This is a genomic window from Mesorhizobium sp. M4A.F.Ca.ET.022.05.2.1 (assembly GCF_003998845.1).
In the GTDB taxonomy this organism is placed as follows: domain Bacteria; phylum Pseudomonadota; class Alphaproteobacteria; order Rhizobiales; family Rhizobiaceae; genus Mesorhizobium.
Genome location: NZ_RZOJ01000045.1, coordinates 1 through 26,315 on the forward strand (window position 1 = coordinate 1; position 26,315 = coordinate 26,315).

Annotated in this window: 18 protein-coding genes; 8 read left to right on the forward strand and 10 right to left on the reverse strand. The window is 59.5% G+C overall.

The genetic code is table 11. From position 1 onward, the window contains the following. Positions 1 to 145: 145 nt before the first annotated feature. Positions 146 to 1,795: a GMC family oxidoreductase N-terminal domain-containing protein gene (locus tag EN745_RS07990; RefSeq protein WP_348630943.1), complete on the reverse strand. Its 1,650-nt coding sequence runs from the start codon at positions 1,793 to 1,795 to the stop codon at positions 146 to 148. A 778-nt stretch (positions 1,796 to 2,573) separates the two neighbouring features. On the opposite strand from EN745_RS07990, the gene EN745_RS07995 reads away from it, so the two are divergent. The 5 genes from EN745_RS07995 (at position 2,574) to EN745_RS08015 (ending at position 10,715) form a co-directional block, all read left to right on the forward strand. Next, positions 2,574 to 3,275: a hypothetical protein gene (locus tag EN745_RS07995; RefSeq protein WP_127420948.1), complete on the forward strand. Its 702-nt coding sequence runs from the start codon at positions 2,574 to 2,576 to the stop codon at positions 3,273 to 3,275. A 36-nt stretch (positions 3,276 to 3,311) separates the two neighbouring features. Next, entirely contained in the window at positions 3,312 to 4,934 is a 1,623-nt protein-coding gene (locus tag EN745_RS08000; RefSeq protein WP_127420949.1) for a GMC family oxidoreductase N-terminal domain-containing protein, read from the forward strand. A gap of 226 nt (positions 4,935 to 5,160) precedes the next feature. Further along, on the forward strand, positions 5,161 to 6,702 hold the full coding sequence (locus EN745_RS08005) for a GMC family oxidoreductase (RefSeq protein WP_127420950.1): 1,542 nt from the start codon (positions 5,161 to 5,163) through the stop codon (positions 6,700 to 6,702). 111 nt (positions 6,703 to 6,813) lie between these two features. Next, complete coding sequence (locus tag EN745_RS08010; RefSeq protein WP_127420951.1) at positions 6,814 to 8,316, forward strand: GMC family oxidoreductase; 1,503 nt, start codon at positions 6,814 to 6,816, stop codon at positions 8,314 to 8,316. Positions 8,317 to 8,882: 566 nt separating this feature from the next. Beyond that, the gene (locus EN745_RS08015) at positions 8,883 to 10,715 is read left to right on the forward strand and encodes a thiamine pyrophosphate-binding protein (protein WP_210213738.1); all 1,833 of its coding nucleotides are present in this window, start codon (positions 8,883 to 8,885) and stop codon (positions 10,713 to 10,715) included. Between the two features lie 466 nt (positions 10,716 to 11,181). On the opposite strand, the gene EN745_RS08020 is transcribed toward EN745_RS08015, so the two are convergent. From EN745_RS08020 to EN745_RS08055, 8 genes are all read right to left on the reverse strand, one after another. After that, positions 11,182 to 12,597, reverse strand: coding sequence for an aspartate ammonia-lyase (locus EN745_RS08020; protein ID WP_127420952.1), 1,416 nt, complete (start codon positions 12,595 to 12,597; stop codon positions 11,182 to 11,184). Between the two features lie 82 nt (positions 12,598 to 12,679). Next, complete coding sequence (locus tag EN745_RS08025; RefSeq protein ID WP_127420953.1) at positions 12,680 to 14,176, reverse strand: GMC family oxidoreductase; 1,497 nt, start codon at positions 14,174 to 14,176, stop codon at positions 12,680 to 12,682. Between the two features lie 9 nt (positions 14,177 to 14,185). Next, on the reverse strand, positions 14,186 to 15,286 hold the full coding sequence (gene ugpC / locus EN745_RS08030) for a sn-glycerol-3-phosphate ABC transporter ATP-binding protein UgpC (RefSeq protein WP_127420954.1): 1,101 nt from the start codon (positions 15,284 to 15,286) through the stop codon (positions 14,186 to 14,188). Positions 15,287 to 15,290: 4 nt separating this feature from the next. After that, positions 15,291 to 16,169: a carbohydrate ABC transporter permease gene (locus EN745_RS08035; RefSeq protein ID WP_127420955.1), complete on the reverse strand. Its 879-nt coding sequence runs from the start codon at positions 16,167 to 16,169 to the stop codon at positions 15,291 to 15,293. Continuing rightward, positions 16,159 to 17,043: a sugar ABC transporter permease gene (locus tag EN745_RS08040; protein WP_127420965.1), complete on the reverse strand. Its 885-nt coding sequence runs from the start codon at positions 17,041 to 17,043 to the stop codon at positions 16,159 to 16,161. Before EN745_RS08040 ends, EN745_RS08035 begins: the two co-directional genes overlap by 11 nt. Before the next feature lie 88 nt (positions 17,044 to 17,131). Then, positions 17,132 to 18,343 (reverse strand): ABC transporter substrate-binding protein, encoded by a 1,212-nt coding sequence (locus EN745_RS08045; protein ID WP_245487665.1) that lies wholly within the window; start codon positions 18,341 to 18,343, stop codon positions 17,132 to 17,134. Between the two features lie 119 nt (positions 18,344 to 18,462). Further along, positions 18,463 to 19,773 (reverse strand): histidinol dehydrogenase, encoded by a 1,311-nt coding sequence (gene hisD / locus EN745_RS08050; RefSeq protein WP_127420957.1) that lies wholly within the window; start codon positions 19,771 to 19,773, stop codon positions 18,463 to 18,465. A 100-nt stretch (positions 19,774 to 19,873) separates the two neighbouring features. Further along, positions 19,874 to 21,676, reverse strand: a complete 1,803-nt coding sequence (locus EN745_RS08055; RefSeq protein ID WP_127420958.1) for a thiamine pyrophosphate-binding protein — start codon at positions 21,674 to 21,676, stop codon at positions 19,874 to 19,876. A 498-nt stretch (positions 21,677 to 22,174) separates the two neighbouring features. On the opposite strand from EN745_RS08055, the gene EN745_RS08060 reads away from it, so the two are divergent. Then, positions 22,175 to 23,059, forward strand: a complete 885-nt coding sequence (locus EN745_RS08060) for a sugar phosphate isomerase/epimerase family protein (RefSeq protein ID WP_127420959.1) — start codon at positions 22,175 to 22,177, stop codon at positions 23,057 to 23,059. A gap of 62 nt (positions 23,060 to 23,121) precedes the next feature. On the opposite strand, the gene EN745_RS08065 is transcribed toward EN745_RS08060, so the two are convergent. Then, positions 23,122 to 23,883, reverse strand: coding sequence for a DeoR/GlpR family DNA-binding transcription regulator (locus EN745_RS08065; RefSeq protein ID WP_127420960.1), 762 nt, complete (start codon positions 23,881 to 23,883; stop codon positions 23,122 to 23,124). Between the two features lie 471 nt (positions 23,884 to 24,354). On the opposite strand from EN745_RS08065, the gene EN745_RS08075 reads away from it, so the two are divergent. Further along, positions 24,355 to 25,524 carry a Gfo/Idh/MocA family oxidoreductase gene (locus EN745_RS08075; protein ID WP_127420962.1) on the forward strand — a complete coding sequence of 390 codons (1,170 nt, stop codon included), beginning with the start codon at positions 24,355 to 24,357 and terminating at the stop codon, positions 25,522 to 25,524. 114 nt (positions 25,525 to 25,638) lie between these two features. Then, positions 25,639 to 26,315 (forward strand): glycoside hydrolase family 3 N-terminal domain-containing protein (locus EN745_RS08080; protein ID WP_145991992.1); only part of this gene is annotated, 677 nt, incomplete at its 3' end.

Consider the following 26,315-nt stretch of genomic DNA (forward strand, 5'->3'; position numbering starts at 1 on the left):
ACAGGTGCAAATCGCTCGGGCGCTACTTCACCCCGCAAACTGGAGGCGCCGGAAGCGGAAGGCGAAAGTAGACGCGAGATTTCTGACACGTTCCAGCCAAAGTAACCCAGTTGGCGCGGCCCAAAGGAAACCGTCAATGCTCAAACTAGCGGCTAGACGTGAGGCCATGTTCTCGCCGAATGTGGTCCGCTCCCTTTTCGGCGATCATGATCGCGACGCCGTTGGTGTTGCATGACACCAGGTTGGGCCCGACGGAATTGTCGCATACCCTTAGGCCCTCAATCCCGTGTACCTTCAAGTCGCTATCGACGACGGCCATCTCGTCGCGACCGATCTTGCAGGTTCCCATTGGATGTAATGCCGCATGGGCCTGCTTGCGAACGTAGGCCTCCACATCCTTTCGCGTTCGCGACGTTCCAGGCGCGTACTCTCGCCTCAAATACTTTGATATTACTGGTTGTGACATTATATCTCGGCCGAATTCAACACCCTCGTACATCACCTCGACATCGTAGTCTTCAAGAAGGTAGTTCGGCATAATGTAAGGTGGGCTGGAGGGATTGTTGTTGCGAAGTCCGATCCATCCAACCGACTTTGGCCTTGTCTGGCAGATATTGAGTGTCGTTCCGTTGCCTCCTGGGACGGTATCGACTCCTTCTTCCACGCCCGCGCCGGGCATGAAACAACACTGCAGGTCCGGTCGGTCCTCGTTCAAGGAAGAGCGGAAGAAGGCGCCACCCTCAACGACATTGGCAGTGCAGGGCCCCCTCCGAAAAAGCAGGTACTCCAACCCGGCGATCGCCTGCCAATGTGGTTTTTTGTATTTGTCGTAGCTGAAGGGGCCATTCACCTCGTGAATAATAGAAACCTCGATGTGATCTTGCAGATTTTGGCCGACGCCTGGCAAATGCTTGATCAAATCGACGTCATGCCGCTTGAGATCATCGGCATTGCCCAGTCCGGAAAGCATCAGCAGTTTCGGGGTGTTTATTGCGCCTGCCGTTACGATGATCTCCCGAGCAGCATATAATACGGCTCGGCTGCGCTTGAACTGGACCTCTATACCCACGGCGCGGTGGCCGTTGAAGACGATTCGAAGCACCTTCGCATTGGTTTGCACTTGGAGATTTTTGCGCTTGCGGGCTGGTTTCAGATAACTGACGGCTGTGCTGCCGCGGCGGCCGTTCCGCGAATTGATTTGATAGAAGCCACACCCCTCCTGCTCTCCAGAGTTGAAGTCGGGGTTGTAGGGCAAACCCGCCTGCTGGCATGCCTGCACCCAGATGCGGCTCATTGGATGCGTATATTCTTGGTCGGATACCGGCAGCGGGCCTTCGGTGCCATGCAGTTCGTTGGCGAACCGGTCGTTGGATTCGCATTTTTTGAAATAGGGAAGAACGTCCTTCCAACCCCAGTTGTCGGCCCCTGCCGCTTGCCACTGGTCATAGTCTCGCGGCTGACCCCGCAGATAGACCATGGCGTTAACGGAGCTGCCGCCACCCAGGACCCGAGCCTGAACCATTGTGGGGTTCGGATCGCCCGTGTGACCAATCTTCGGCGTCCATTGATAGCGCCCGACCAAGCTACCCTGGCCAGTCTTGTAGTAGGTGACGGGTAGATGGATCCAGGGGCTGCGGTCGCTGGGCCCCTCCTCGAGAAGCAGCACCGAGACATTAGGGTCTTCGCTGAGGCGTGAAGCCAAGACGCAGCCCGAGGACCCGCCGCCAACGATGATGAAATCAGCTGTGCGTTGCATTGCCAATAAGGAACTCCCATGCAGAAAGGTCTGCGACACAGGGCCCACCGCGTTACTCCTTGGCCATCTTGGCCAGCGAGAGAGGTTGCCGCGGTGATGCCGAACATATTGTCCCGCGCATGCCCGAGAATTCTTTCTCGTCGATGCGAGCAACTTCACGACAGTTGAGCGGCTTTTTGAGCAGGCAGCCATCAGAGCCGGTTCATGCTCGCCGTGCCTCTCGATTCCAATGGCAGTCGCCGGACGCATTTGTGGTCGACACAGATGCTCGGCGCAGATAGCTGCAGAGCTTGCCGGCGGTAACCAGCCTGGGAAACCTCACAGCATCCGCTAAATTGGCCTCGATGCCCAAGATCGCCATCCTGAAAACCAATTCTTTGGAAATAAGGTCACGGCAAAATCCCCCAATGCCTAGCGGCTGATCGGAACCGCATCGGTGTGGCAAGGTCATCGGGCATTCCCCTCATTGGCAATTTCGCACTTCCACTCTTTCTGACGCAGTTAGACGTTGGTTGCGCTGGAGTGGCGGGCCCGCGCTACCTGGGCATCTCCACGGCAGCTGATACACGGAAGACCTGCGCTGAGCGCGGTTGATGGCGGCCGCATCAGGATCAAGCGGCAAACGCGTCAGGTTGCGCCATGTATTGCCAAACTGCGAAATTGAGAGCGAGGCGGAGGTGAAGCAGTCTGACCGGAGCTTCGATTCAACGGACCGACCAATCACTACTGGCGGCAGCGCGGCATATCGGGTCGCTGACGCCGGTGCGCAACTTCGGTGTTTGGGTCATCAGCCAACTCTCGCCTCCTGGAGCATGACATGACTGAAGAGAATCGAGGCCGCCGTTTGTCCTTCGACGGCAAGTATATTCAGGCCTCCCTCGTCGAGACAGTACGAGGTTATGTGGCTCACGGCGTGGTGACAAACCTGTCCAATGAAGCGATGATCGTCGACGGCGAAATTCCGGCTGTGGTTCCGCCGTGGAAATCGACCATTCTGCGAGGCGGTACGATCGCAAGAGCGGAAAGAGTATCAATCGTCGACGTGCCGGACGCGACGAACCTCGGCGGTGTCATGTTCGATGGCTGGGACTGGTTCGGCAATCGCATGGCCGAGTTCCCGCGCACTACCCCACTTTTCATCTCCAAGCACGATGTAGTCGGTCATGTCGTCCTCAACCCGTGGCGGTTTTCCAATCACCCGGAACCGCGTGACGAGACGGTACATTATGATATCCAGCTCAATCTCTGGTGGGCACCAGCCAAGACCGATGCCGTAATCCACAACACCCATTCGTTCCTGGAAATTCACACCCAGATCTTCGGACTGGGGAGGATCCAGATTTTCCACGACCAGGCGGGCAAGGATCTTTATCGCGAGATTTCGACGGCGCCGGGCGACACACACGATCCCATCGTCAGGGTCGCTGATGCGCGACACTACACCTATCCATGGCACCGCGGCTGGACAGACGAGGACTGCGTCTGGATGGCGATCGAGCTGCACCCAAAGAGCGCTTGAAACAGGCTTCAAACTGCCGAATAGGAGAAAAACCAGTTGCAAGAAGCCTATGACTACGTGGTTGTCGGCGCAGGCACGGCCGGTTGCATCCTTGCCAACCGCTTATCGGCGAATCCATCAAACCGGGTGCTTTTGCTGGAGGCCGGCGGGCGCGATAACTGGATCTGGTTCCATATTCCCGTGGGGTATCTCTTTGCGATCGGAAACCCACGCTCCGACTGGATGTTCCGGACCGAGGCGGAAGCCGGGCTGAACGGCCGAAGCCTCGCGTATCCGCGCGGCAAAGTGATTGGTGGGTCTTCGGCGATCAACGCGATGATTGCCATGCGCGGCCAAGCCGCTGATTATGATGGCTGGCGCGATCTCGGCCTCCCGGGATGGGGATGGAGCGATGTCCTCCCGGTGTTTCGCCGTATCGAGGACCATTTTCTGGGTGCGGGACCATACCACGGCACCGGCGGCGGCTTTCGGGTCGAAGCGCCGCGGATATCATGGCCGATCCTTGACGCTGTCCGCCAGGCGGCTGTCGAAATGGGCATACCACGTACTGACGATTTTAACACCGGTGACAATGTTGGCACCGGCTATTTCCATGTCAACCAGAGGCGCGGCCGCCGCTGGTCCTCGGCAAGGGGTTTCCTCAAACCGGTGCTCGGCAGGTCCAACCTTACCGTTGTTACGGGCGTAGTCGTCGACAAGCTGGAGATCTCGGCTAAGCGCGTCACAGGGATCAGATTTAGAAGGGAAAACGGCACCGTCGAAACCGCGCGCGCAAAGGGCGAGGTCATCCTCAGCGCTGGCGCCATCGGTTCCGTGCAGATACTGCATCGCTCAGGCATAGGCCCCGGGGAATGGCTGCAGAAGGCCGGCATCGATTGTGTTGTCGATCGCCAAGGCATTGGCCGCAATCTTCAAGACCATCTACAGCAACGGGCAATATACAAGGTCAAGGGTGCCCAAACGCTAAACGACATCTACCCCTCGCTGTTTCGCCGGGGATTGATGGGTCTCGATTACGCCATCCGCCGCCGTGGACCGCTTACCATGGCGCCATCGCAGCTCGGCATCTTCACGCAATCCGATCCGACCCAGCAGCGCGCCAACATCGAATTCCACGTCCAGCCGCTCTCCTTGGACAAATTCGGCGAGCCCCTGCATCGCTTCTCGGCGATCACCGTGGCAGCCTGCAACCTGCGCCCGACCTCTCGAGGAACTGTCGTGGTGAGCTCAGCCGATCCGACAGCGGCGCCGGTGATCAGGCCTAACTATCTGAGCACCGAGGAGGACCGCCAGGTCGCCGCGGATGCTATCCGCGTGACACGACGCCTGATGAAACAAAATGCCCTGCGTCATCTCCAGCCGGAAGAATACCTACCTGGCCCCTCCGTCGGCGAGGAGGCGCAGGCGTTGGCCAAAGCGGCCGGCGACATCGGCACCACGATCTTTCACCCGGTCGGGACTGCCAAGATGGGGAGGACCTCTGATCATGATGCGGTTGTTGACGCTTCGCTTCGCGTCATCGGTCTTGATGGCCTGCGGGTCATCGACGCCTCGGTCATGCCGTTGATCGTTTCTGGAAATACCAACACGCCGACCGCCATGATTGCGATGAAAGGTGCCGACATTATCCTAAACCAGCCGGACGGCGTCCGTGGGTAGCGCGATCAACAGATGTCCTGCGGCCAAAATCAAATTCGACGCGTCCAGTCGAGCTATCGTGCATCACTTGGCGCCAGAGATCTTGCCAATGCGAGATTGCTGGTGAAGCCGCGGGGTGGAAACCATCTTGGCAACGTCGGCAACCACACCCTCCGCGCGGTGGCTTCAAAGCCACAGCGGGAGTTCGCTTCCGGCTTCTGACGCCGCGCAGGATTGAATCGAGACAATGCAGATGAGTCGGATTTTACCGGATGTCATCGTTATCGGCAGTGGGGCCGGCGGTGGTGCGCTGACGAAGCGGCTAGCCGATATCGGTCTCAGGGTGCTCTTGCTGGAGCGTGGTGGTTCGCTGCCACGCGAGCCTGATAACTGGGACGTGGAAAAGGTCTTTCGCCAGAAGAAGTACAGCCCGCTAGAGGTTTGGCAGGATCGGAGTGGCAAGACGTTCCGCCCGTCCAGTTGGTATAATGTCGGTGGTTCTACGAAGTTCTTCGGCACAGTGATGATGCGGCTCCGCAGCCGCGATTTCGAGGCCGTCGAGCACGAAGAAGGCCTGTCACCGGCTTGGCCTTTCCCTTACAAGGAGCTTGAGCCCTTCTATGCCGACGCCGAGAGGCTTTTCGGCGTTCATGGTGACCCCTCGCAAGATCCTTGGGAGCCGCCGCGCTCCGCGCCGCTACCATATCCCCCCGTCGGATCTGAGCCATATGTCGCCAGCGTCGAGAAGAGATTGAGGGGCACTGGCGTCCATCCGTTCCCATTGCCCGTGGCTGTCGACTTGCACCCCGGTGGCAAATGCGTGCGCTGCGCGACGTGCGATGGTTTCCCCTGCTCAGTCGGTGGCAAGAATGACGCCGAAACTCGTTGTGTGGAACCGGCTATCGGAACCGGTCGCGTGGAGCTGTGGACTGATGCGTTCGTCAGGCGTCTTCTGCTTGCGGCCGACGGCCGCACCGTTAATGCCGTTGAGGTGTATCATGAGGGAGAGATCAAGGTCGTCACGGCACGAACCGTTGTGCTGTCGGCCGGTGCGGTCAATTCGGCGTTGATCCTCATGCGTTCCGCGACGGAGTCTTTCCCGAACGGACTTGCCAACAGTTCGGATGTGGTTGGACGTCACTATATGACCCACAACCTGACAACCATGATGGCTATCTCGGGCCGGCTCAATCCAACGAAATTCCAGAAGACGCTAGCTTTCAATGATTTCTACGATGGAGAGCCGGGTTATCCATACCCGATGGGCAATGTGCAGACACTGGGCAAACTACAATCCGGCATGCTCGTCGCCGGCACCAAGTTTTTGCCATCGCCTGTGGCACGGGCCTTGACCCGGCGCAGTTTCGACATACTGACCACATCAGAAGACCTGCCACAGCCGGGCAACCGCGTCATGCTGAGGAATGGTAGTGTGCAGATTTCCGTGCAGGCCAGCAACATGGAATGCCATCGCCGTCTCAACAGACGGGTCAAATCCATCCTTCGTGATGTTGGCTTTCCCCTGATCTTGGCAAAGACGCTCCCCGTCAACTTCACGGCGGCACAATGCGGCACGATCCGCATGGGCGCTGATCCAGCCACTTCGGCGCTGGACCCTCATTGCCGGTCTTGGGATCACAGCAATCTGTTCGTAGTCGACGCCTCGTTCATGCCAAGCTCTGGGGCAGTTAATCCCGCGCTTACGATTGCGGCGCAGGCCCTGCGGGTTGCGGAACATATAGCGGTCGCCGATTTTGGCGCTGGCAAGCCTATTCGCGATCGAGCTTAAGCTGCTCCAGGAAAAGGTTGGGCGGCCCGATTCTGGCTGACCGTCTGGTACCGAAATGCTGTGGCCGCAACGATCAATCTCGGTCTCCACTCATCAAGCATTGGACGGATCATGAAGGACTACGATGCTATCATTGTTGGCAGTGGAGTTGGCGGTGGCGTCGTCGCGCGCCGACTGTCGGAGAAAGGCGCTCGTGTTCTGATGCTGGAACGCGGCGACTTCGTGCCGCGCGAAACCGACAACTGGAGTGTCGACGCAGTCTTCTTTCGCAAGAAGTACAAAGCAAAAGACACCTGGTTTGATAAACGCGGAAAGCCCTTCGATCCTGGTATGTATTACAATGTCGGCGGCTCGACGAAATTCTACGGCGGCGCGATGTTCCGCCTGCGGGAGCGCGATTTCGAGGCAATCGAGCATCGTCGCGGCGTATCGCCGGCATGGCCCTACCGGTACGGTGACTTGGCGCCGTACTACGACCAGGCCGAGCGCATCTTCCGGGTCCACGGTGACGATCGCTTCGATCGTACCTCGCCGCGAGGCGCCGCTCCGTTCCCATATGCCGCCGTGCGATCAGAGCCAGCGGTCGAAAAGATGGCGGAGTCTTTTCGTAGCCACGGCCTGTCGCCATCGTCATTGCCATTGGCCGTAAATTCAGGCGCGGCGGGAAGCTGCATTTTGTGCAATACCTGTGACGGGTTCCCCTGCAAGATTGCTCAGAAGAACGACGCTGAGACATGCGGGGTCGAGCCGGCCTTGAAGACCGGCCGCGTCGATCTCATGACGCGAGCGTTTGCGCGGCGCCTCCTACTCACCCCCGATGGGAAGCGGATCTCGCGCATCGAAATCGAACACGCAGGCGAACGCAAGCAGCTGTCAGCGCCGTTGTTTGTGGTTTCCTGCAACGCCGTCAACAGCGCAGCACTTCTGCTTAGATCGGCCGATTCCGCCGCAGTCGCAGGCGTAGCCAACCGCTCCGGGGTCGTTGGTCGCCACTATATGGTTCACAACCAGACGGCTTTGATGGCTTTGTCGCATCGCATAAACGAGACCGTGTTTCAGAAAACTCTGGCCATTAACGACTGGTACTTCGGCGATGAGGCATTCAGGTGGCCCATGGGGCAAATGCAGATGCTTGGAAAGCTGCAGGGCGGCATGTTGACCGCAAACGTGCCCTATCTGCCGCGTGCGCTGGGTGACCGCATGGCTCGGCACGGCATGGACTGGATCGGTCTTTCGGAAGATCTACCGGATCCCGACAACCGCGTGACCATTGTCGATGGTCAAATCAAACTGGCTGTCACCCTCAACAACTTGGATGGCCATAGGGAACTGGTCCGCCGCATGAAGAAGGCCCTTCGGGGCGCAGGCTACCCAATCGTCGTGACGAAATCGCTGGTCAAACATGCGACCGGCCACCAATGCGGCACGGTGCGGATGGGCGATGATCCTGGCAGCTCGGCGCTTGACCCGTATTGTCGAGCTTGGGATCAGCAGAACCTTTTTGTCGTTGATGCCTCTTTCTTCCCGTCGTCGGCGGCAGTGAACCCTGCCCTGACGATTGCCGCGCAAGCGCTGCGTGCCGCAGATCACATCCTGGCCACCGACTTGGCCTAGCCGCCAACTAGGTTTCGATTGCTACCAAAAATCCTCGCGCCGCCTGCAGCTATAGGACGGCCTTTTGCGCTCGACCCAAACCCGCGTCTCGATGAGAAGCAGCCGTATGCGTCAGTCTGCGTCTAGTATCGGGGTCCTGCGAAATTGTCCTGCGAGAGGCGCTGGCCCAGTGTGCAGCAGCCTGGATAGCGGGCGTGCCGGCCGAGAGCTTGCAAGCCGCCGGGTAGATGCGGAGCCGTGAATGAGCAGAGATATCAAGTCAGCGGAGGCGCGGGTCTCCCTAGGGGGCAAAGTAGTTGGCACAGACCATACGCTGCCAGCGATGCTGCCCGCTCGCCACGCTGGCGTGTTGTGGGTGGGCAAATTCATCTGCCTTGCACCGTTTAGAAGCTCTTAGCCGACGCGGCGTTCGCGACTCTTGAGAGGTATGCTTCTCGGCTTGCACCATGGAAGGTTCTCGGGTCACGCCGAGCAGCCGGACATGCGGGTACGCCCCTACCGCAAGCGGAACATGAATTGCGACGGCAGCTCACCCGCTGCTGACGCCAAGTAATTGGAGGAAACCGATGAAGCACGACAAAAATGTTAACGGCAAACCCGTCGCGCGCGAAATGACCGGCGGCGAGATCATTGTCGACCATCTGATACGCGAAGGTGTAACGCACGTCTTTGGCATACCGGGCCACGGCGACACGGCACTGATAGACGCCTTCGTGGACCGGAAGGAAGAGATTCAGCTGTTGCCGGCCATGCACGAGCAAAATGCCTCGCACATGGCGGACGGATTCTATCGCTCGTCCGGCAAAGTAGCAGCCGTCGTAACCTCGATCGGACCAGGCGCCACCAACACGCTGACTGGTATAGCCACTGCCTTTGCCGATTCGCTGCCGCAGTTGGTCATCACAGGCGGTGTCCATACCTACATGATGGGCCGGGGGGTGCTGCAGGAACTTGACCGCCCGCACTCCGACAATTTCCCACGCATGGCTGAGCCGGTCGTGAAACGCTGGTTCAATCCAAGCCATGTCGAGCAGATTCCGAACATGATGGAACAGGCGTTCAACGCCATGCTTGAGGGTCGAAAGGGCCCGGTGTTGCTGAACGTACCACAGGATGTCCAGGCCGAATCCGCCAACGTCACGCTCGACGACGGAACCAAGCGTCGGACCGGCGCGCGTCTGTTTGGCGACCCGGCATATATCACGCGCGCCGTGGAACTGCTGTTGACGGCCGAACGCCCCGTACTGCTGGCCGGCGGTGGCGTTATTCAGGCCGAGGCAACGGAAGAGCTCAAGGCAATCGCGGAGTTTTTGGGCGCGCCGGTTACGACATCCTTCATGGGAAAGGGCGCGTTCCCGGAGGATCATGAGCTGTTCGCGTGCGCCTGCGGTGATCTGGGCTCGATACCTGGAAATGCCATGACACGATCGGCCGACGTGCTGCTGGCGATCGGTTGTCGCTTCTCGGACCGCATCACCTCCTCTTACAAGCAAGGGATCACCTTCGACATTCCGAAAACCAAGCTGATCCAGGTCGATTTAGACGGCTTTGAGGTCGGCAAGAACTATCCGGTGGAGGTGGGGATCCTCGGCGATGCCAGGGCGGTCCTCGGCGCCATCCTGGCGGAACTCAAGGCCAAGGGCCAGCAGCGCGACTACAGATCCAGCCAACAGTTCAAGGAACTTGAACAGCGCAAGGTAGAGTGGGAAGAGTTCCTAAGGCCGCTGCGGACCGCGAACGTTCAGCCGATGACGGCCTCGCAAGTCCTGGTCGAGGCGCGCAAAGCGCTGCCCCGCGACACGATCGTCGTTACAGATTCCTCAAACCCGCAGAACCAGGTCTTCAACGAATTTCCGGTTTACGGTCCGCGCCAGCACATTACGCCAGGCGGCATGTCAGGCATCGGCTTTGCACTTCCCGCCGCCATTGGAGCCAAGCTCGGCAAGCCTGAAGCCCCGGTCTGCGCGGTTTTCGGCGACGGCGCTTTCCTGCAAACCGGCACTGAGCTGGCGACCGCAGCGATGCTTGGCACGCCGGTAATCTTCCTAGTCATCAACAATGGTGGTTGGGGTGCGATCCGCAATTTGCAGCTCAATATGTTTGGTGAGGACCGTGAGATCATCACCAACTTCAAAACGCCGGACGGCCAGAAATGGATGGCGGATATCGCCGGCGTGGCGAAATCCCTTGGGTGCGAAGGGGAGCGTGTTGTCGATGCCGCCGAGATCGGTCCGGCGATCGAGCGTGCTTTGGCATCCGGCAAGCCTTACGTGATCGACGCGATATGCGCTATCGAGCGCCCCTACTCAAACATGCACGTTACTGGATGGTGGGATATCACCGTCCCCGCCTATCTCGGCGATTTGCGTGCGAAGTACGTCAAGGGACGTGGGTTCTGATGTTGTAGGGGCCGGTCGACGGGTGGATTTCCGCTGCCTAGGATAGGTCCTCCCGAAGATCGAACCGTCCTTTCGAGGCTTCAGAAGATCGTCTCGATTATCGGAACGTTGACGGTGGCGTCCCCAGTTCTGGGGCTTAGGAACCGTGGCGCGCCGTCCCGTATAAGACTGAAGGGAGGCCGGGCGGACGCTAACGGCGAATTCCAGTTCGCTCTCTCCGCAAAGCTTTTACGGTGTTTTATTAACCACTGGGTTAGCGAAACTCGAGCGGCTAGTCGGATCGCCAGGCGTTGTGCCGAGCCGCCTCGCGGATCGTCTGCAACAGGATGGTGAAGGCGGGCGAGGGCCGGTGCGCATGTCTGCCCTTCGGTTTCTTCCGTATCCGCGGGCAGGGCAACGAAGGCGCCGCACGCCGCCAACGACCCGGGTGCCAGTTGCAGGCACTTCTGAGACCAATTCTCCGATCTCAAGCCGAAGAGGCGGCCAGAAGACCCGCGAACTCGGCGCTGTTGCCAAAAATCTGCTCGACCTGGTCGGGAAGCAGAACCCCCGCTTCTTCAACGACTTGGCGTAAGGTCCTCTTCCCTGCCAAGGCGCGCTTGGACAATTCAGCCGCTTTGCCGTAGCCGATCAGCTTTGCCAAGGGCGTTGCCAGAACGAGGGATTGATCAAGCAACGCTCTGCAACGATCGACATCGACTTCGATCCCGTCCACGCAGCGCTCTTTCAAAATCCGCATTCCTCTCGTCAGCAATCGCATCGATTGAAGGATGTTCAATACGATCACCGGTTCCATTGCATTCAACTGAAGCTGGCCCGCGCTTGCGGCCAGCGTCACGGTAAGGTCGTTGCCAATCACCTGGAAGCTCAGCTGATTCATCATCTCGGGAATCACTGGATTGATCTTGCCCGGCATGATCGATGAGCCGGCCTGGACGGGTGGCAGGCGGACTTCACCCAAGCCGCCGAGCGGCCCGCTGCTAAGTAGGCGCAGATCGTTGCAGATCTTGGTCAGCTTGACTGCAATTCGCTTCAGCATGCCTGAAAAGGAAACGAAGCCGCCCGTGTCCGACGTTGCCTCGATGAAGTTGCGGGCAGCAATAAGTTGAATGCCTGATATCTGAGACAGATGAGTGCAAGCGATGTCAGGGAACTCGCGCGGCACGTTGATCGAGGTGCCGATCGCCGACCCGCCTAGGTTGATTTCCAGCAACAATCTCGCGGCCGACTGGAGTTGGACAATGTCCTCATCGATGAGTTCCGCAAAAGCTTCGAACTCTTGCCCGACTGTCATGGGCACAGCATCCTGAAGCTGAGTCCGGCCGACCTTGAGCGCGTTGGCGTGTTGGAGCGCCTTTGCGCGAAAGGCGTCGCGCAAGTTGGCTTGTGCCGATACAAGCCCGTCGCAGGCCCGCAAAACCGTCAGGCGGATTGCGGTAGGATACACATCGTTTGTCGATTGGGAGAGGTTTACGTCATCGTTGGGGTGGAGCTTGGCGTAGTCGCCCACTTTGGCGCCGAGCTTGATCAGGGCCAGGTTCGTCACAACCTCGTTAATGTTCATGTTAGTCGAGGTACCGGCCCCGCCCTGCATCATGTCGACTGGGAAGTTCTCTTCGATCCCCCTCAGTTCGATGAGTTCGTCGCACGCGTCTGAGATGGCCTGCGCCTTTTCAGCCGAGAGCAGTCCAAGTTCCATGTTAGCAAGACCAGCAGACTTTTTCACCATCGCCATCGACTGGATGAGCTCGGGAAAATCCTTGAGCCGCAGCCCAGAGACATCGAAGTTCTGTTCTGCCCGGCGGGTATGCACGCCGTAAAGCACGTGGCCCGGAATAGCTAGTGGACCGATCAGATCCGTCTCGATGCGGTCGGCAAGCATGGCTGCAAAGTTCCCTCAGACAAGACTCTTGGCGTCACGAAAGCAGACCCGAGTGTTCGACAATGCCGTGAGATTTGATCCCTCACGACCGGCTGATGGCGGCTCCGGCCTTAATGGCGAGCGCTGCGATCGTCAGTGCCGGGTTGACAGCCGCCGATGTCGGAAGGATCGAGGCATCCGCTACATAGAGGTTTTCGATTTCGTGAGAGCGGCACTCAGGCGACACAACCGATGTCTGAGCACTGTTTCCAAGTCGGGCAGTGCCGCATTGGTGCGAAGTCGTCTTTCTGCCGAAAGTTCGAGTAAGAACTATGGGGAAGCCCGCTCGCCGCATCACACCTCGCGTCCGGCGGATCAGCAGCTCGTGCGCTCGCATGTTGCTGCGGACCCAATGCATGACGATGCGATCATTCTGCACCGTGACCCGGCTCTCTGGATTGGGCAGGTCCTCGCTGGTCAAGAACCAGCCATAGCAATTGCGGGCTATCAGCCCCGCCAGCCAGCGTGGCAGCAAGGGCGCGTTCGCCTTGAGGATGTTGCCCGTGATATGTCCAAGCAATTGCACGTTGCCAAGCGGGAGACCGGTTTCCGGATCGGCATTGTAGAAGTCGTTGAATGCCAGGGTCTTCTGATAAACCGACGTGTTAGCCGAGCGCGGATCGAGCGCCAGCATTGCGGTGGTGTTGTGGTTCATGAAGTTGCGGCCGAGTTGGTCGGAGCCGTTGGCCAGCCCGCGCGGATGCGCGGCATTCGCCGAGCGCAGCAAGAGTGCCGCGCTCTGGACCGCGCCAGCCGCAACGGCGAAGATGCCAGCGCTGATCCGCCGCTCAACACCATCCTTCAAAAACACTGCCGCAGTCACCTTGCGACCCGTTGGATCGGTTTCCAGCCGCACGACATTGGCCCCGGTGACGAGACTAACGCTGTCGCTATTCAACGCCGCAGTCAGTGGTCCAACCTCGGCATCGATCTTGCCGGAACCCGTATTGGGAAACGCATCCCAACCGGTCTTGGCGCGGCGAAGCCACTCATTGATGTCGATAGCCAGAGGAAGGCTGGATGGGTGGATCCCCGCCTCTTTCAAGCGAGCGCGCACGGCCGCTATGGCCGGCTCGTCGGGTACCGGCGGAAAACGGTAAGGACTGGTGCGCGGCGGCTCGGTGGGATCCTGCGAGGGGTCACCCCGCACCTTGAAAATCGCCTCGGCTCGCTCATACCATGGCTCGAGCTCCTCGTAGGTGATCGGCCATCCAGGCGAGGCGCCGTCCATATGGGGGCGAGGCGAGAAATCCTCGAGCCTGTAGCGGTACATGACTGCGCCGAAGAACTTGGAATTGCCTCCGACATAGTAGTAATTGCCGGGCAGGAAAGCCTGCCCATCGTCGCCGAGCCACTCTTCGGTCGAACGGTAGAAGCCCTCGAGAAATATCGCCCGGTCATCGCGTGCCTGGGGCGCGTCGCGCAGGTGCTCGCCACGTTCCAGAATCACGATGCGCCTGCCGGTGCCGGCCAGGCTGTAGGCCAGGGAAGCGCCTCCTACGCCCGACCCGATGATGACGATGTCAGCTGTTTGATCCACGTCGATGCCTCAGTCTATGCGTTGCTCATTGTCGGCATCGAACAGCACGATCTTGCCAGTATCGACCGCGAGGGTCGCCGAAGCGCGGGCTGCCACAGCCCTTGGCGGCACCCGGGCCGTAACCTCGACCCCGCCTGCCTGGAACAGGGCAAGCGTATCGGGGCCGGTAGGCTCGACAACGTCGATGTTTACCGCGACCGTCTGCGCGGCTTGCGCGCCGGCGACGCTGAACAACTCCGGACGGATGCCGACCAGGATATTGCGCCCAGCGTATTTGGCTGCCGCTTGTGAAGACAAAGGAATGCCCGAGAGGCGGGCCGCCGCCGCGCCTGGGATGTCGATCACAGCGGCCGGCCGGCCGTCTTCCACGTCAAGCCTCGCCGGAATGATGTTCATGGAGGGCGACCCGACGAACTTGGCCACATATACGTTCGCCGGCCGGTCGTAGACAGACTGCGGATCGTCGAGGTGCTGAACAACACCGTCTTTCATCACGGCCACGCGAGTGGCGAGCGTCATTGCCTCGATCTGGTCATGCGTGACGTATACGATCGTGGTTCCCAATCTTGCATGAAGACGCTTGATCTCGGTTCGCATGTCGACGCGCAACTTGGCGTCCAGGTTGGACAAAGGTTCGTCGAACAGGAACAGTTTGGGTTGGCGCACGATCGCGCGCCCCATTGCCACGCGCTGGCGCTGGCCGCCAGAAAGCTGCGAGGGCTTCCTGTCCAAAAGATGCGTCATCTGGAGCAAGTCTGCCGCGGTCTTGACCGCCTTGTCCCGCTCGGCTTGCGACACGCCGCGGATCTTCATGCCGAACTCGATGTTCTGGCGCACCGTCATCGTCGGGTATAGGGCATAGGACTGGAACACCATGGCGATATCCCTGTCTTTCGGTGACAGGTCGTTGACCACCTTGCCGGCGATGCGGATTTCTCCACCTGAGATGTTCTCGAGGCCGGCGATCATGTTGAGCAGCGTGGACTTCCCGCAACCCGAAGGTCCGAGCAGCACCAGGAAGTCGCCGGTGCCAATGGAGATGCTGACCTCCTTCAGGACTTCCAGTTCACCATAGAGCTTGCGGGCACGATCGATTTCAAGCGTTGACATGGCATCAGCCTTTCACGGCGCCGGCGGTCAGACCGCGCACGAAGTAGCGTCCAGCGACGACGTAGACGAAGAGAGTGGGAATGGCGGCAATCATGGCGGCCGCCATGTCGACATTGTATTGCTTGCGCCCCATCGTCACGTTGACGATGTTGTTGAGCGCCACGGTGATCGGCGATGACTGCCCTGCCGTGAACGACACGCCGAAAAGAAAGTCGTTCCAGATTTGCGTGAATTGCCAAATGCAGGAGACCACGATGATGGGGAGCGCGGTCGGCAACATCACCGAAAAGAAGATCCGGAAGAACCCGGCTCCGTCGATCTGCGCCGCGCGGGTCAATTCGTCCGGGATGGTGATGAAATAGTTTCGGAAGAACAGGGTCGTGAAGCTGATACCGTATACGGTGTGAACCAGCACGAGACCGGGAATGGTGCCCGAAAGGTGCAGGCGACCCAGCAGTTGCGCCATGGGCAGGATGACGGCCTGGAACGGCAGAAAGCAGCCGAACAGCAACAATCCGAATATGGCGTTCGCGCCTACGAAACGCCACTTCGTGAGAATATAGCCGTTTATCGCGCCTATCCCCGTGGACAAGATGACAGCGGGCACGACCATAAGGATGGAATTGATGAAGTAGGGCCGCAGTCCAGTGCAGGCCGTGCCAATGCAGGCCTCCTGCCACGCCTTGTTCCAAGCTTCGAAGGTGACCGCCTGGGGCATCCCGATGAAGGAGCCGCCATAAATTTCATCCAGCGACTTGAGCGAGGTGACGATCATCACCCAAAGCGGCATCAGGTAGAAGGCGGCGAGCGCGATTAGTGAGCCATATATGAAAAGGCGGCCAACCTGGTGTGAACGGCGCGCCGAACGTGCTTCAGTGTCCATTGCGGTCCTCCCTCAGTTCCGAATAGAGGTAGGGAACGATGATTGCCGCGACCGTCATCAGCATCATGATGGCGCTGGCGGCACCGACGCCCATCTGGTTGCGCCTGAAGGTTGCCGCAAACATGAAGGTGGAGGGCATCTCGGTGGCGCTGCCAGGCCCGGCATTTGTCAGGGCTAGCACCAGGTCGAAGCTCTTGATCGAAATATAACTCAAGAGGACGATCACGCTCAGAAAGGCCGGGCGCAGCATCGGCACTATGACGCTGAGATAGATTCGCGGCAGGCTGGCTCCCTCGATCTGGGCGGCCTTGATGATCGAAGTATCGATCGCCCGCAGCCCGGCAAGGAATATGGCCATCGCGAACCCGGTCGATTGCCAGACCGCCGCGATCACCACGCAGTAGATTGCAAAGCTGGGTTGCGTGATCCAGTCGAAGACGAAGCCCGTCCAGCCGAGCTCGTTGATCACCTTCTGCAGGCCGAGGTCCGGGTTCAAGATCCACTTCCAGGCTGTGCCCGTGACAATGAACGACAAGGCCATAGGATAGAGGTAGACGGCTCGCAGGAATCCCTCGGCGCGCACCTTCTGATCCAGAAGAATGGCCAGGAACAAGCCGAGCGCGATCGTGATGGCTAGGAACAGCGCCGTAAAGATGAAGAGGTTGGCAACAGCAGTATGCCAGCGTGGGGTTGACCACAAACGGGCGTACTGCTCGAGCCCGACGAAGTCGAACTTCGGCACCATCTGGGATGAGGAGACCGAAATCCACGCTGTCCAAACTATGAAGAGATAGACAGCGATCAGAACGGCCAGCAGGCTAGGCGACAGGACGAGTCTTGGCAGCCATAGGTCCAATTTATTCTTGAGTGACATTGTACCGACCAAGCCTCCCTATTGCCGACTGAGGTTAGAAGACAATGACCTGCCGGGATATTTCCCGGCAGGTTTGGTCTGAACGTGGTCAGCGAGCGTTGCTGATCCCATCGACTAGAGCCTGAACGGCGTCCTTGGACGACATGTCGGTGACGAAGAACTTGCCGACGACGTCGGTGAAGACGCCAGCGAATTGGGGCTGAGCGGCAAAGCCGTCCGTCAGACCGCCGAGCATCGCGCCGCTCTTCACTGCCGCCTCGCGATCGGCATAGCTGCGCTTCGCGCAGTCATCGAAACTGTCGACTGGAACGTCTGAGCGAGCAGGGATCGAACCCTTGAACAGGTTGAACTGCTTTTGCACCTCGGGATCCATGATCGATTCCGCCCAAGCGTCCTGGCCAGCCGTGGTCACAGCATCATCGACTTTGAACATGCCGAAGGCATCGATCACGAACTTGAAATTGGGCTTATCGGTCGGCGTGGGGAAACAAAGGAAGTCGACGCCCGGCTTCAGGCCTTTGGCGAGGAACTCACCCTTGGCCCAGTCACCCATGACCTGCATTGCGGCCTTGCCATCCGCGACCATCCCCGTTGCAACGGCCCAGTCACGTCCAGTGAAGCCGTCATCGACAAGCCCGCGGACCTTCCTCAACTTGTCGAACGTCGCGATCATCTCGGGACTGGAGAGGGCGCCCTCATCCAGGTCGATCACTGCCTTCTTGTAGAACTCGGGGCCGTTCACATCCACCAGGATAGCCTCGAAGACCTCAACGATCTGCCAGCTCTCGTCGCCCATTGCGAGCGGGATCACACCTGCGGCCCGCAGCTTGTCGCCGTCGGCGATCAACTCGTCCCACGACTTCGGTTCTTTGACGCCGGCCTTATCGAAAACGGCCTTGTTCGCCCAAAGCCAGTTCTGCCTGTGCATGTTGATCGGGACGGAAATGAAATCGTCTCCGTTTTTGACGAAGGCGAGCAGCTGCGGGGCGAGTGCCTTGTCCCAGCCGTTCTTGGTGTAGAGGTCGTTGAGAGAGCGCAGGACGCCCTGCTTGCCCCAGTCGAGCCCTTCGTAGCCAAGGAACTGCATCGTTGCCGGCGGGTTCCCTGCGGCAAGACGGGTGCGCAGAGCCTGCAGCGCGTTGGCGCCACTGAGACCGCCCACCGCGCTATCTTCCCAGGTGTAACCCTTGGAAGCCAGTTTGTCAGTGATGACCTTGAGCGCTTTGACCTCGCTTTCGGACACCCAGTGATGAATGCCTTCGACCTTGCCCTTGCTTTCGGCCATCGCCGCGACGGGCATGAAGGCGATCGAGGCGGCTAGGATGGTGGTGAGCTTCATTGTAGTTCCCCTTGTTGCTTGCGTTGGTGGCTTGATGATCCGGCACGACCCTGTCGGGCACGTACCGGGGCGGTCACGCATCAGAAAGGTTCGGCTGCCGATGCGTATGGAACGTTGCGCCGGCCAAAGCGGCGAACGCGGATGTTGGACTGCTCGGCGTGGCCGGCAAAACCCTCCATGATGCAGAGACGTGAGCTGTACTGGCCGACCAGGGCGGATGCTTCATCCGTCTCAATGCGCTGGTAGGTGCAGGTTTTGAGGAACTTGCCGACCCATAGCCCGCCTGTGTATCGGGCCGCCTTGTTCGTAGGCAACGTGTGGTTGGTCCCGATAACTTTGTCGCCGAAGGACACGTTGGTGCGGGCGCCCAGAAACAGAGCGCCATAGTTCCTCATTCTGTCCAGGAAATAGTCTGGATCACGCGTCATGACCTGTACGTGCTCGGAAGCGATCCGGTCCGCCTCCGCCACCATCTCATCGAGCGTGTCGCACAGGATGATCTCGCCGTAATCTTCCCAAGCCTTGGCGGCGACTGCCGCGGTTGGCAGTATCTTGAGCAACCGCTCGATCTCATCGAGCGTGTCACGGGCGAGCTTCTCGGAATTGGTGATCAGCAGGGCGGGAGAGTTGACACCATGCTCCGCTTGGCCAAGCAGGTCGGTAGCCACGATCTCACCGTCGACGCTATCGTCGGCAACCACTAGGGTCTCGGTCGGACCCGCGAAGAGATCAATGCCGACCTTGCCGAACAGCAATCGCTTCGCCTCGGCGACGTAAGCATTGCCGGGACCGGCCAGAATATCGACAGGAGCGATCGTCTCGGTACCGTAGGCCATCGCCGCGATGGCCTGGACACCGCCAAGGCAATAAATCTCGTCCGCACCGGCAAGGGCTTGGGCGGCGACAATCTTCTCGGCGATCTTGCCCTGAAATGGCGGTGCGCAAGTGATGACGCGTTCGCACCCTGCCACGCGGGCGGTCAACACCGTCATGTGAGCGGAGGCGAGCAGCGGATATTTGCCACCCGGGACATAACATCCGACATTCTGGATCGGTATGTTCTTATGCCCCAATATCACGCCCGGCAGCGTCTCGATCTCTAGATCGCGAAGCGTGGCGCGCTGGGCTTCGGCGAATTTGCGTATCTGGTCCTGGGCGAAATCGAGATCTTCGCGCTCGCGCTTTGTCAACGCGTTGATGCATCCGTCGATCTCGGCCTTGGTCAGGCGATAGCTATCCCGGTCGAACTTGTCGAAGCGGTTGGACAATTCGCGCACTGCCGCGTCGCCCCCTTTCTCGACTTGTGCCAGCAATGCCTGGACTGTCGCAGTGACTGCAGGCTGGCCATCGTCTGCGACACTGCCTTGGGCGGGCTTGACGGTGCGTATCATGGCAATAACTCTTCATTTGCGGGCGCCTGCGCGCCGCATCATCAATGTGGTGGATGGCGAAGTGCGAGGGCGGCGCTTGACCTACCCTCGCGTCAATTTGCTAGAGGTGCTGTTCGCGTGCACGCATCTGGGCGTAAGCGGCCTGCTCTTTTTCGTAGTAGGCTGGCGATGGGAAATCCCACCAGCCGGTGGCGAACGGCCCCGCAGCGTCACGCGACACGATGACTTCGACGAGAGCAGGCCCGCCGCATTCCAAGGCTGCCTTCAGGCTACTTTCGAGATCTTCATCCTTCTCGACTTTCCAGGCCTCGAGCCCGAACGCCCGCGCCGAAGCCGTGATATCGGCCGAATAGGGCTGGCCATTGCCGGAGTGATGGGTAAATTCGGAAGCAATGTGACGGCCCATGAATTTGCGCTGACCGCCGCGGATCGACATGTAGCCCGAGTTGTTCAACACGAGGAACACCACATTGATGCCGTTCATCACGGCAGTGCCCATTTCGGGCAGCGACATCATGAAGTCGCCGTCGCCAACGATCGCCACGACCTGACGATCCGGGCATGCGAGCTTGGCGCCCAACGCCGCCGGCACCGCCCAGCCCATCGGTGAATAGGAGCCGGAGGTCAGATGGGTACGCGGCTCGTAGACCGGGAAGCTTTGCTTCACCGAACCCTGGGTGTTGCCCGAACCGACAACCACGATACCATTGCGGTCAAGGACCTTGCGCAAAGCGACCAGCGGGCGCTGCGATGTGAAGGGCGTTTCGCGGCTGTTTTCGCGCGGCGACACCTGGGCGATCCAGTCGGCCTTCGCCTTCTGGACGTCGGCTAGGAACGTCTCGCGTTTCGCCAGAGCCTTCTTGGCATCGGCCTCCGACAGCAACGCCAGAATTGCCTCCAACGCGACCTTTGCGTCTGAAACGATGCCAACCTCGGTCGGATAGGTTTTGCCGATCTCACGCGGGTCAAGATCAATGTGGATGAGCTTGCCCGGTGGGATCGAGAACGAAACGCCCTTGGCGTAGGAGGACGCCGACCAATCTGTGAAGCGGCAGCCTACCGAGATCACGACGTCAGCGGACGCGGTGATCTTGTTGCCGCATGTCGTGCCAGTCTGGCCGACCGCGCCGATGAAGAGCTCATGATCTTCCGATATGGCGCCCTTGCCGTTCCAGGTGATCGAAACCGCCGCGCCGAGCCGTTCGGCCAAACGCGTCAATTCGTTCGAAGCGTTGGCCGTGATGGCGCCGCCTCCGGCGACGATGACCGGCCGTTCGGCGTTCAATAGAAGCTTTACCGCCGCTTCGATCGCGCTCGGGTCCGGGTAGGCCAAACCGATCGGCAGGCGCTTGTCCAACGGATGAATGCTGACGTCCGCCGCCTCGACCTGCACGTCCATCGGCACCTCGACGTGCACGGGGCCTGGACGGCCGGTGAGCATCTCGTTGAAGGCACGATGCATAATGGTCGGCAGAACCTCGACGGATTGCGCCTGCCAGGCGCGCTTGGTCACCTGCTCGGTGATGCGCGCAAAGGCGTTGTCCTGCTGGCGTTCGATCTCCTGCATGGTGCCGTGGCCGTGCATGTAGGTCTGTGGCGAGCCCGAGACATAGAACAATGAAGTCGAGTCGCAATAGGCTGTCGCAAGGCCAATGATCGTATTGGTAGCGCCGGGCCCGACCGACGTGGAACATGCCATGGGCTTGCCGCTGGCGCGGAAATAGCCGTCCGCCATGTGAACGGCGCTCTGTTCATGCATGACCTGGATGAAGGGCAGTTGCGAGCCGTCCTCCAGAAAAGCATCGAACAGGGCCCAGATGCCATGTCCAGGTACGCCAGCCACATATTCGACGCCATATTCCTTGAGCGCTCTTGCGACGATCTGCCCACCGGTCAGTTTCATTGTTCGACCCTCTCGTCTTTGGTTGGCGAGGCGATTGTGGATATGCTCCTCTCCATACACCTAGTAAGCAGTCATCTGGGGCCGCGCGACAAGTTCGCAGGGTAGGTTTATTCGACGCGATGTGACGCACTGAGAAAGAAGTATTGCGGCATAAAGGACCGGGCAGTTTCCGGCAGCCGGGAAAGTCAATCGGATGGGGAGGGCATTTCGATTGGCAGCCATCAGGGCGCAATGTGACGCGACAGAAGCCACACGTCGCGTACGAATTCGAGCGGGCGCGCAGTTCCCCCTGGGCTAGCGATATGCCTTGATTGCTTATGTGGGCAATCGGCTTGCTACGGTCGCGGCCATCAGCAACCTGAGTAAGCTCTCAGCTTGGCGCGGCGCAAGCCTTGGCAAAGGTCAGGAACCGCCAACCGTCTCGATCCGGGCAGGGATCTGGCATTCGACGATGGATAGCGCCTGAACCCGGTGGTGAATTCGAACGTGAGGCCAACAATGAGGACGAAGCGCAACCAGATCATCCTGCATGCACTCGTGGCGCGATACGGCACGCTTGCCCTTGATCTGGATATTGCGCGCAAGCTCGGCTTCGACGGGCTGGAAGCCTCTGGCGCGAAGATCCGCGCTTTTCTGGATGCCGGATTCACCGCCCAGGAGCTGCGGCGCTTGGTCGGTGACACCTTCATTCCAGGCATTGGATTCCTTCTCGATGTGGAACGCCATGGCGCTGACCGCAAGGCATTGCTGAAGGATGCAGAAGAGTTGACGGAACTCGCCGCTTCGGTTGGATCAAAGGGCATTCAGGTCATCACCGGTCCAATCAGTCTCGCGGCTCTCGATCCCGAGGCCAGCACGAAGTACCCGGATCTCTACCGAGGCGTTGTCGGGCTGCCGGTTGAAGAGCAAGTCGACATCACAGCGTCCGGACTGGCAGCCGTTGCCGACATTGCCGCCCAACGGAACCTAGTTATCTACCATGAGGCCCTGTCCTGGACGCCACTCAACACCATTGACAGGCAGCTTCTCACAATAAGGAAGGCGGCGCGCGACAACATACGCCTCGTGCTTGATTTTTGGCACTGCTACACCTCCGGCGATGGCCCGGAACGTATTTCACAATTGGACAAAGACCTCATCTACGGAGTTCACATTTGTGACTCTCTTCCGTTCACCGGCGGCATCCCCAACGAGCCTGTTCTTCGCGACGTCGAAACGGGCAAGGGCGCATTGAACCTCAGAGAATGGGTGGCCGCGGTGAAATCGACCGGCTACGACAGCTGGTGGAGTTGCGAGCTGTTCTGCAACAAGCAGCATCAGATGGACAGCTACGATGTGGCGCGCGAGATGAAAATCCTGATGCAGGATCTTGTCGGCTCCTAGGCTTGACCGACCCGTCATCCGGCAACATCGGACCGACGGCTGCGAAAATTTTGTCGCAGTTCTCAGGCTATGCGGTGGATAACTGTGCCTTGGCGTCGAAATGGTTCGAGGGTGTCGGTATCAAGCTGGCGCCCAGCGAGAATATGATCGATCGCGTCAGGTCCCGAAACTTGAAAGGGGGCGGTTTTCGCTACGCTCTCGGCCGTGGCGACAACCACCCGCGCCGCGCTTCGACGGCACATGACACGTCTTATTTCGGCGTCGGCGATGTCAAATGCTGTCAAGCCGACGGAAGCATGGACCGCGCAATCGGCAACAAAGAAGATGTCGGCGTTGAACTGCTCCAATTGTGAAAGGGCGACAGTTCCAAGAGTGCATCCTTTGTCTTGGTCGAACGAGCCGCCCAAAAGAATTGCGCTCGCTTGACGGTGCCCTTCCAGTGCAGTCGCGACGCGTGGGGAATTTGTCACAATCGTCAACGACATGTCGCGGGGTAAGGCGGTGGCGAAGGCAACGCAAAGGGGTGCATGGTCCATCATGATCGTTGCGCTAGGTTGTATGAGCTTCGCTGCGGCAGCAACCACCGGCGCGAGATCCGTGGCCGAGATCTTCAACCGCTCGGGGCCGGCTTGGGCTCCCGATCCCCTTGCCAGCGCCCCGCCATAGACCCTGCGGCAGAGTCCGGCTCTGGCAAGATCGCGCAGGTCGCGGCGCACAGTGTCTTCAGAGACACGAAATTCAAGAGCCAGCGCGTTGGCCAGGACCTTGCCATGCTCGGCCAGTCTATCGCGAATGATCGCCTGGCGTTCTTCTGCAAGCATCATTCGAAAATCCTTGAGACGATCATGTGCGACTTTCTTCGTTTCAGGCAGCGGATATAAATCCCAAGAGCCTCACGCTGCAATGTCATCGTGAACCGGCATCGCGCCTGATCTACGAATAGAGCACTCCCTGCGGGGACGCCACTAGTCGATCCTGCCGACGCGCTTTCTGCCTGCGGCAAATGGCAGAACGCGCGCGCGTTGACTTCTCTGTGGCGCCCGGCGTTCTTGCCGCGATTCCATTCCGCCGTTGCGGTGACGGTGATGAAGATCTCGGCTCCCATTTTCTGGCGGATCGGACGGCCTCACCGATCGCATCACTGTGCGTCACTCATTGGCGCCGTGCGAACTTGTCGCTCGATTTAGCGAATGGAAGGATGCGTTCAATCGTTCCGCAGCGCAGCCGACTGTCGGATTGAGCGAGTGCGGCACCGGTCTCCCGACCGGTCCGGAGATGAATGCGCAGGGATATTCATGAACCTTCTGACAGATGACATCCCCCGCAAACCTCGCCTTCGCGCGGGTATGGTGGGAGGAGGGCGAGGATCCTTCTTTGCAAGCAGGCATCGAACTGCCATGCGGCTCACCAATCGTTTCGAACTGGTGGCAGGCGTGTTTTCGTCCAATCGACAAACCAGCATTGAAGCTGGAGAGGCGCTGGGGGTGGCTGCGGACCGCAACTACTTCAGTGTCAGTGACATGGCAGCCACGGAAGCGGCGCGCGATGATGCAATAGAAGTTGCGATTATCGTTACGCCCAACCATCTCCATTTCGAACCGTGCAAATCGTTTCTCGAAGCGGGCATCCCCGTCATCTGCGAAAAGCCGCTGGTCCATTCATCAGAGCAAGCGCGCGAGCTCCAGCACATCGCGGCCGCAAACGACACGTTCTTTGCCGTGACATACACCTATACAGGCTATCCAATGGTCCGCGATGCTCGCGCTCGCATCCGCGCAGGCGAAATCGGGCAGGTTCGCTTCATGCATGTGGAGTATCTGCTCGAATGGCTGGTCAACGACCCCTCGAAGCTGGGCAAGGGCGGCATTTGGCGCGGCGACCCCGTAAAGGCGGGACCGACCGGCGCGCTGGGGGATATCGGAACACACGCCTTTAACATCCTCGAATTCGTTTCCGGACTCCGGTGCACCGCACTCAACGCCAACTTGCTGCGAACCGTTGATACCTTCGGGCTGGATGACACTGACGTGATCCAGTTGGAATTCGAGGGCAACGCCAACGGGCTTTTATGGTCCTCACTTGCCGCTCCGGGCCACCGCAACGGGCTGCGCTTCAAGATCGTTGGCTCGAAAGCGACCCTCGAATGGCGGCAAGAGGCACCGGAGACCCTCACTATGTTCCGCCTGGGCGAAAGCGACCTGACCTATCGGCGCGGCCATGCCGACATATCCCCAGACGCGAAACTTGCGACCAGTCTGCCGGCGGGCTCTCCTGAGGGCTACCTCGAGGCTCTTGCGGTCCTGTACGACGACTATGCGAATGCGCTCGAAGCCGGCCCAAATTGGCGAGGAGCGCTCCCGGTGCCGGTCGCGGATATTTACGAAGGTTTGAGGGGCGTTCTGCTTTCCGAGATCAGCATCAGGTCTTCAGCGTCAAAATCCTGGGTTCCGTTCCCCAGTTCCTGAAGTAGCCGAAATGTCAACAACGGTGAACGATCGTCCGGTGAATCCGGTGCCGGTTGCGCTCATCTCTTAGTCGAACGAAGCCGTGAGGGCCGGAACAAAAAGGGACTGAACAACGTGGATGAGATCGCACGCGACGCTTACGCAGTACTGCTGCCCGCCTTTGACAAGGTTGAGTTCACCGAAGCGTCGAAATCTTTCTTCGCTGCCGGTGGCGTCGCTTCTCTCCTCGGATCGACGCGCGAGGAATATGTGGCGCGGCGCATGTCGCCAGGAAGAAAGCGAACGGAAACACGGCAGCTTCTCATGGACTACCACGACAACGCGCGGGCGGTTGCCGGCGACGTGCTGATCGCAATCGATTACGAACTGGGAGGGGTCCACCGCCTCCATGACCTGGGACCCCAGCTTCCTCATCCGCGTGAGGTGCTGGAGATGAAAGAGGCCGAGATCGAGCACTTTGGCGTTGAGGCCGCTCGCGCCGCGAGATCCTGCGGCATCAACTTCTTCCTGGCACCTGTTGTCGACCTCGTGACCGGAAACAACGCGTGGCTGCGTGACCGCACTTTTTCCGTGGATAGCGACGTCGTCAGTCGCGCCGCGTCGGCATTCATCCGAGGCGTACAGAGCCAAGGCGTCGCAGCAACAGCAAAGCACTTTCCTGGCCATCCCCATGTGCCGGTCGATCCGCACGATAGCGCGACTGTCACGGTCACTGCCTCGCTGGAGGATCTCAGACCCAATTTGAGATGCTTCGACGCGGCCATTGCCGCGGGTGTGCGCGCCATCATGAC

What these genes read in the sequence shown, in the direction of transcription:
- EN745_RS07995 (WP_127420948.1), top strand. Translation starts at nt 2,574, where the DNA reads ATGACTGAAGAGAATCGAGGCCGCCGTTTGTCCTTCGACGGCAAGTAT.
- EN745_RS08005 (WP_127420950.1), top strand. Translation starts at nt 5,161, where the DNA reads ATGCAGATGAGTCGGATTTTACCGGATGTCATCGTTATCGGCAGTGGG.
- EN745_RS08010 (WP_127420951.1), top strand. Translation starts at nt 6,814, where the DNA reads ATGAAGGACTACGATGCTATCATTGTTGGCAGTGGAGTTGGCGGTGGC.
- EN745_RS08015 (WP_210213738.1), top strand. Translation starts at nt 8,883, where the DNA reads ATGAAGCACGACAAAAATGTTAACGGCAAACCCGTCGCGCGCGAAATG.
- EN745_RS08020 (WP_127420952.1), bottom strand. Translation starts at nt 12,597, where the DNA reads ATGCTTGCCGACCGCATCGAGACGGATCTGATCGGTCCACTAGCTATT.
- ugpC (WP_127420954.1), bottom strand. Translation starts at nt 15,286, where the DNA reads ATGTCAACGCTTGAAATCGATCGTGCCCGCAAGCTCTATGGTGAACTG.
- EN745_RS08035 (WP_127420955.1), bottom strand. Translation starts at nt 16,169, where the DNA reads ATGGACACTGAAGCACGTTCGGCGCGCCGTTCACACCAGGTTGGCCGC.
- EN745_RS08040 (WP_127420965.1), bottom strand. Translation starts at nt 17,043, where the DNA reads ATGTCACTCAAGAATAAATTGGACCTATGGCTGCCAAGACTCGTCCTG.
- EN745_RS08045 (WP_245487665.1), bottom strand. Translation starts at nt 18,343, where the DNA reads ATGCCCGTCGCGGCGATGGCCGAAAGCAAGGGCAAGGTCGAAGGCATT.
- hisD (WP_127420957.1), bottom strand. Translation starts at nt 19,773, where the DNA reads ATGATACGCACCGTCAAGCCCGCCCAAGGCAGTGTCGCAGACGATGGC.
- EN745_RS08055 (WP_127420958.1), bottom strand. Translation starts at nt 21,676, where the DNA reads ATGAAACTGACCGGTGGGCAGATCGTCGCAAGAGCGCTCAAGGAATAT.
- EN745_RS08060 (WP_127420959.1), top strand. Translation starts at nt 22,175, where the DNA reads ATGAGGACGAAGCGCAACCAGATCATCCTGCATGCACTCGTGGCGCGA.
- EN745_RS08065 (WP_127420960.1), bottom strand. Translation starts at nt 23,883, where the DNA reads ATGATGCTTGCAGAAGAACGCCAGGCGATCATTCGCGATAGACTGGCC.
- EN745_RS08075 (WP_127420962.1), top strand. Translation starts at nt 24,355, where the DNA reads ATGAACCTTCTGACAGATGACATCCCCCGCAAACCTCGCCTTCGCGCG.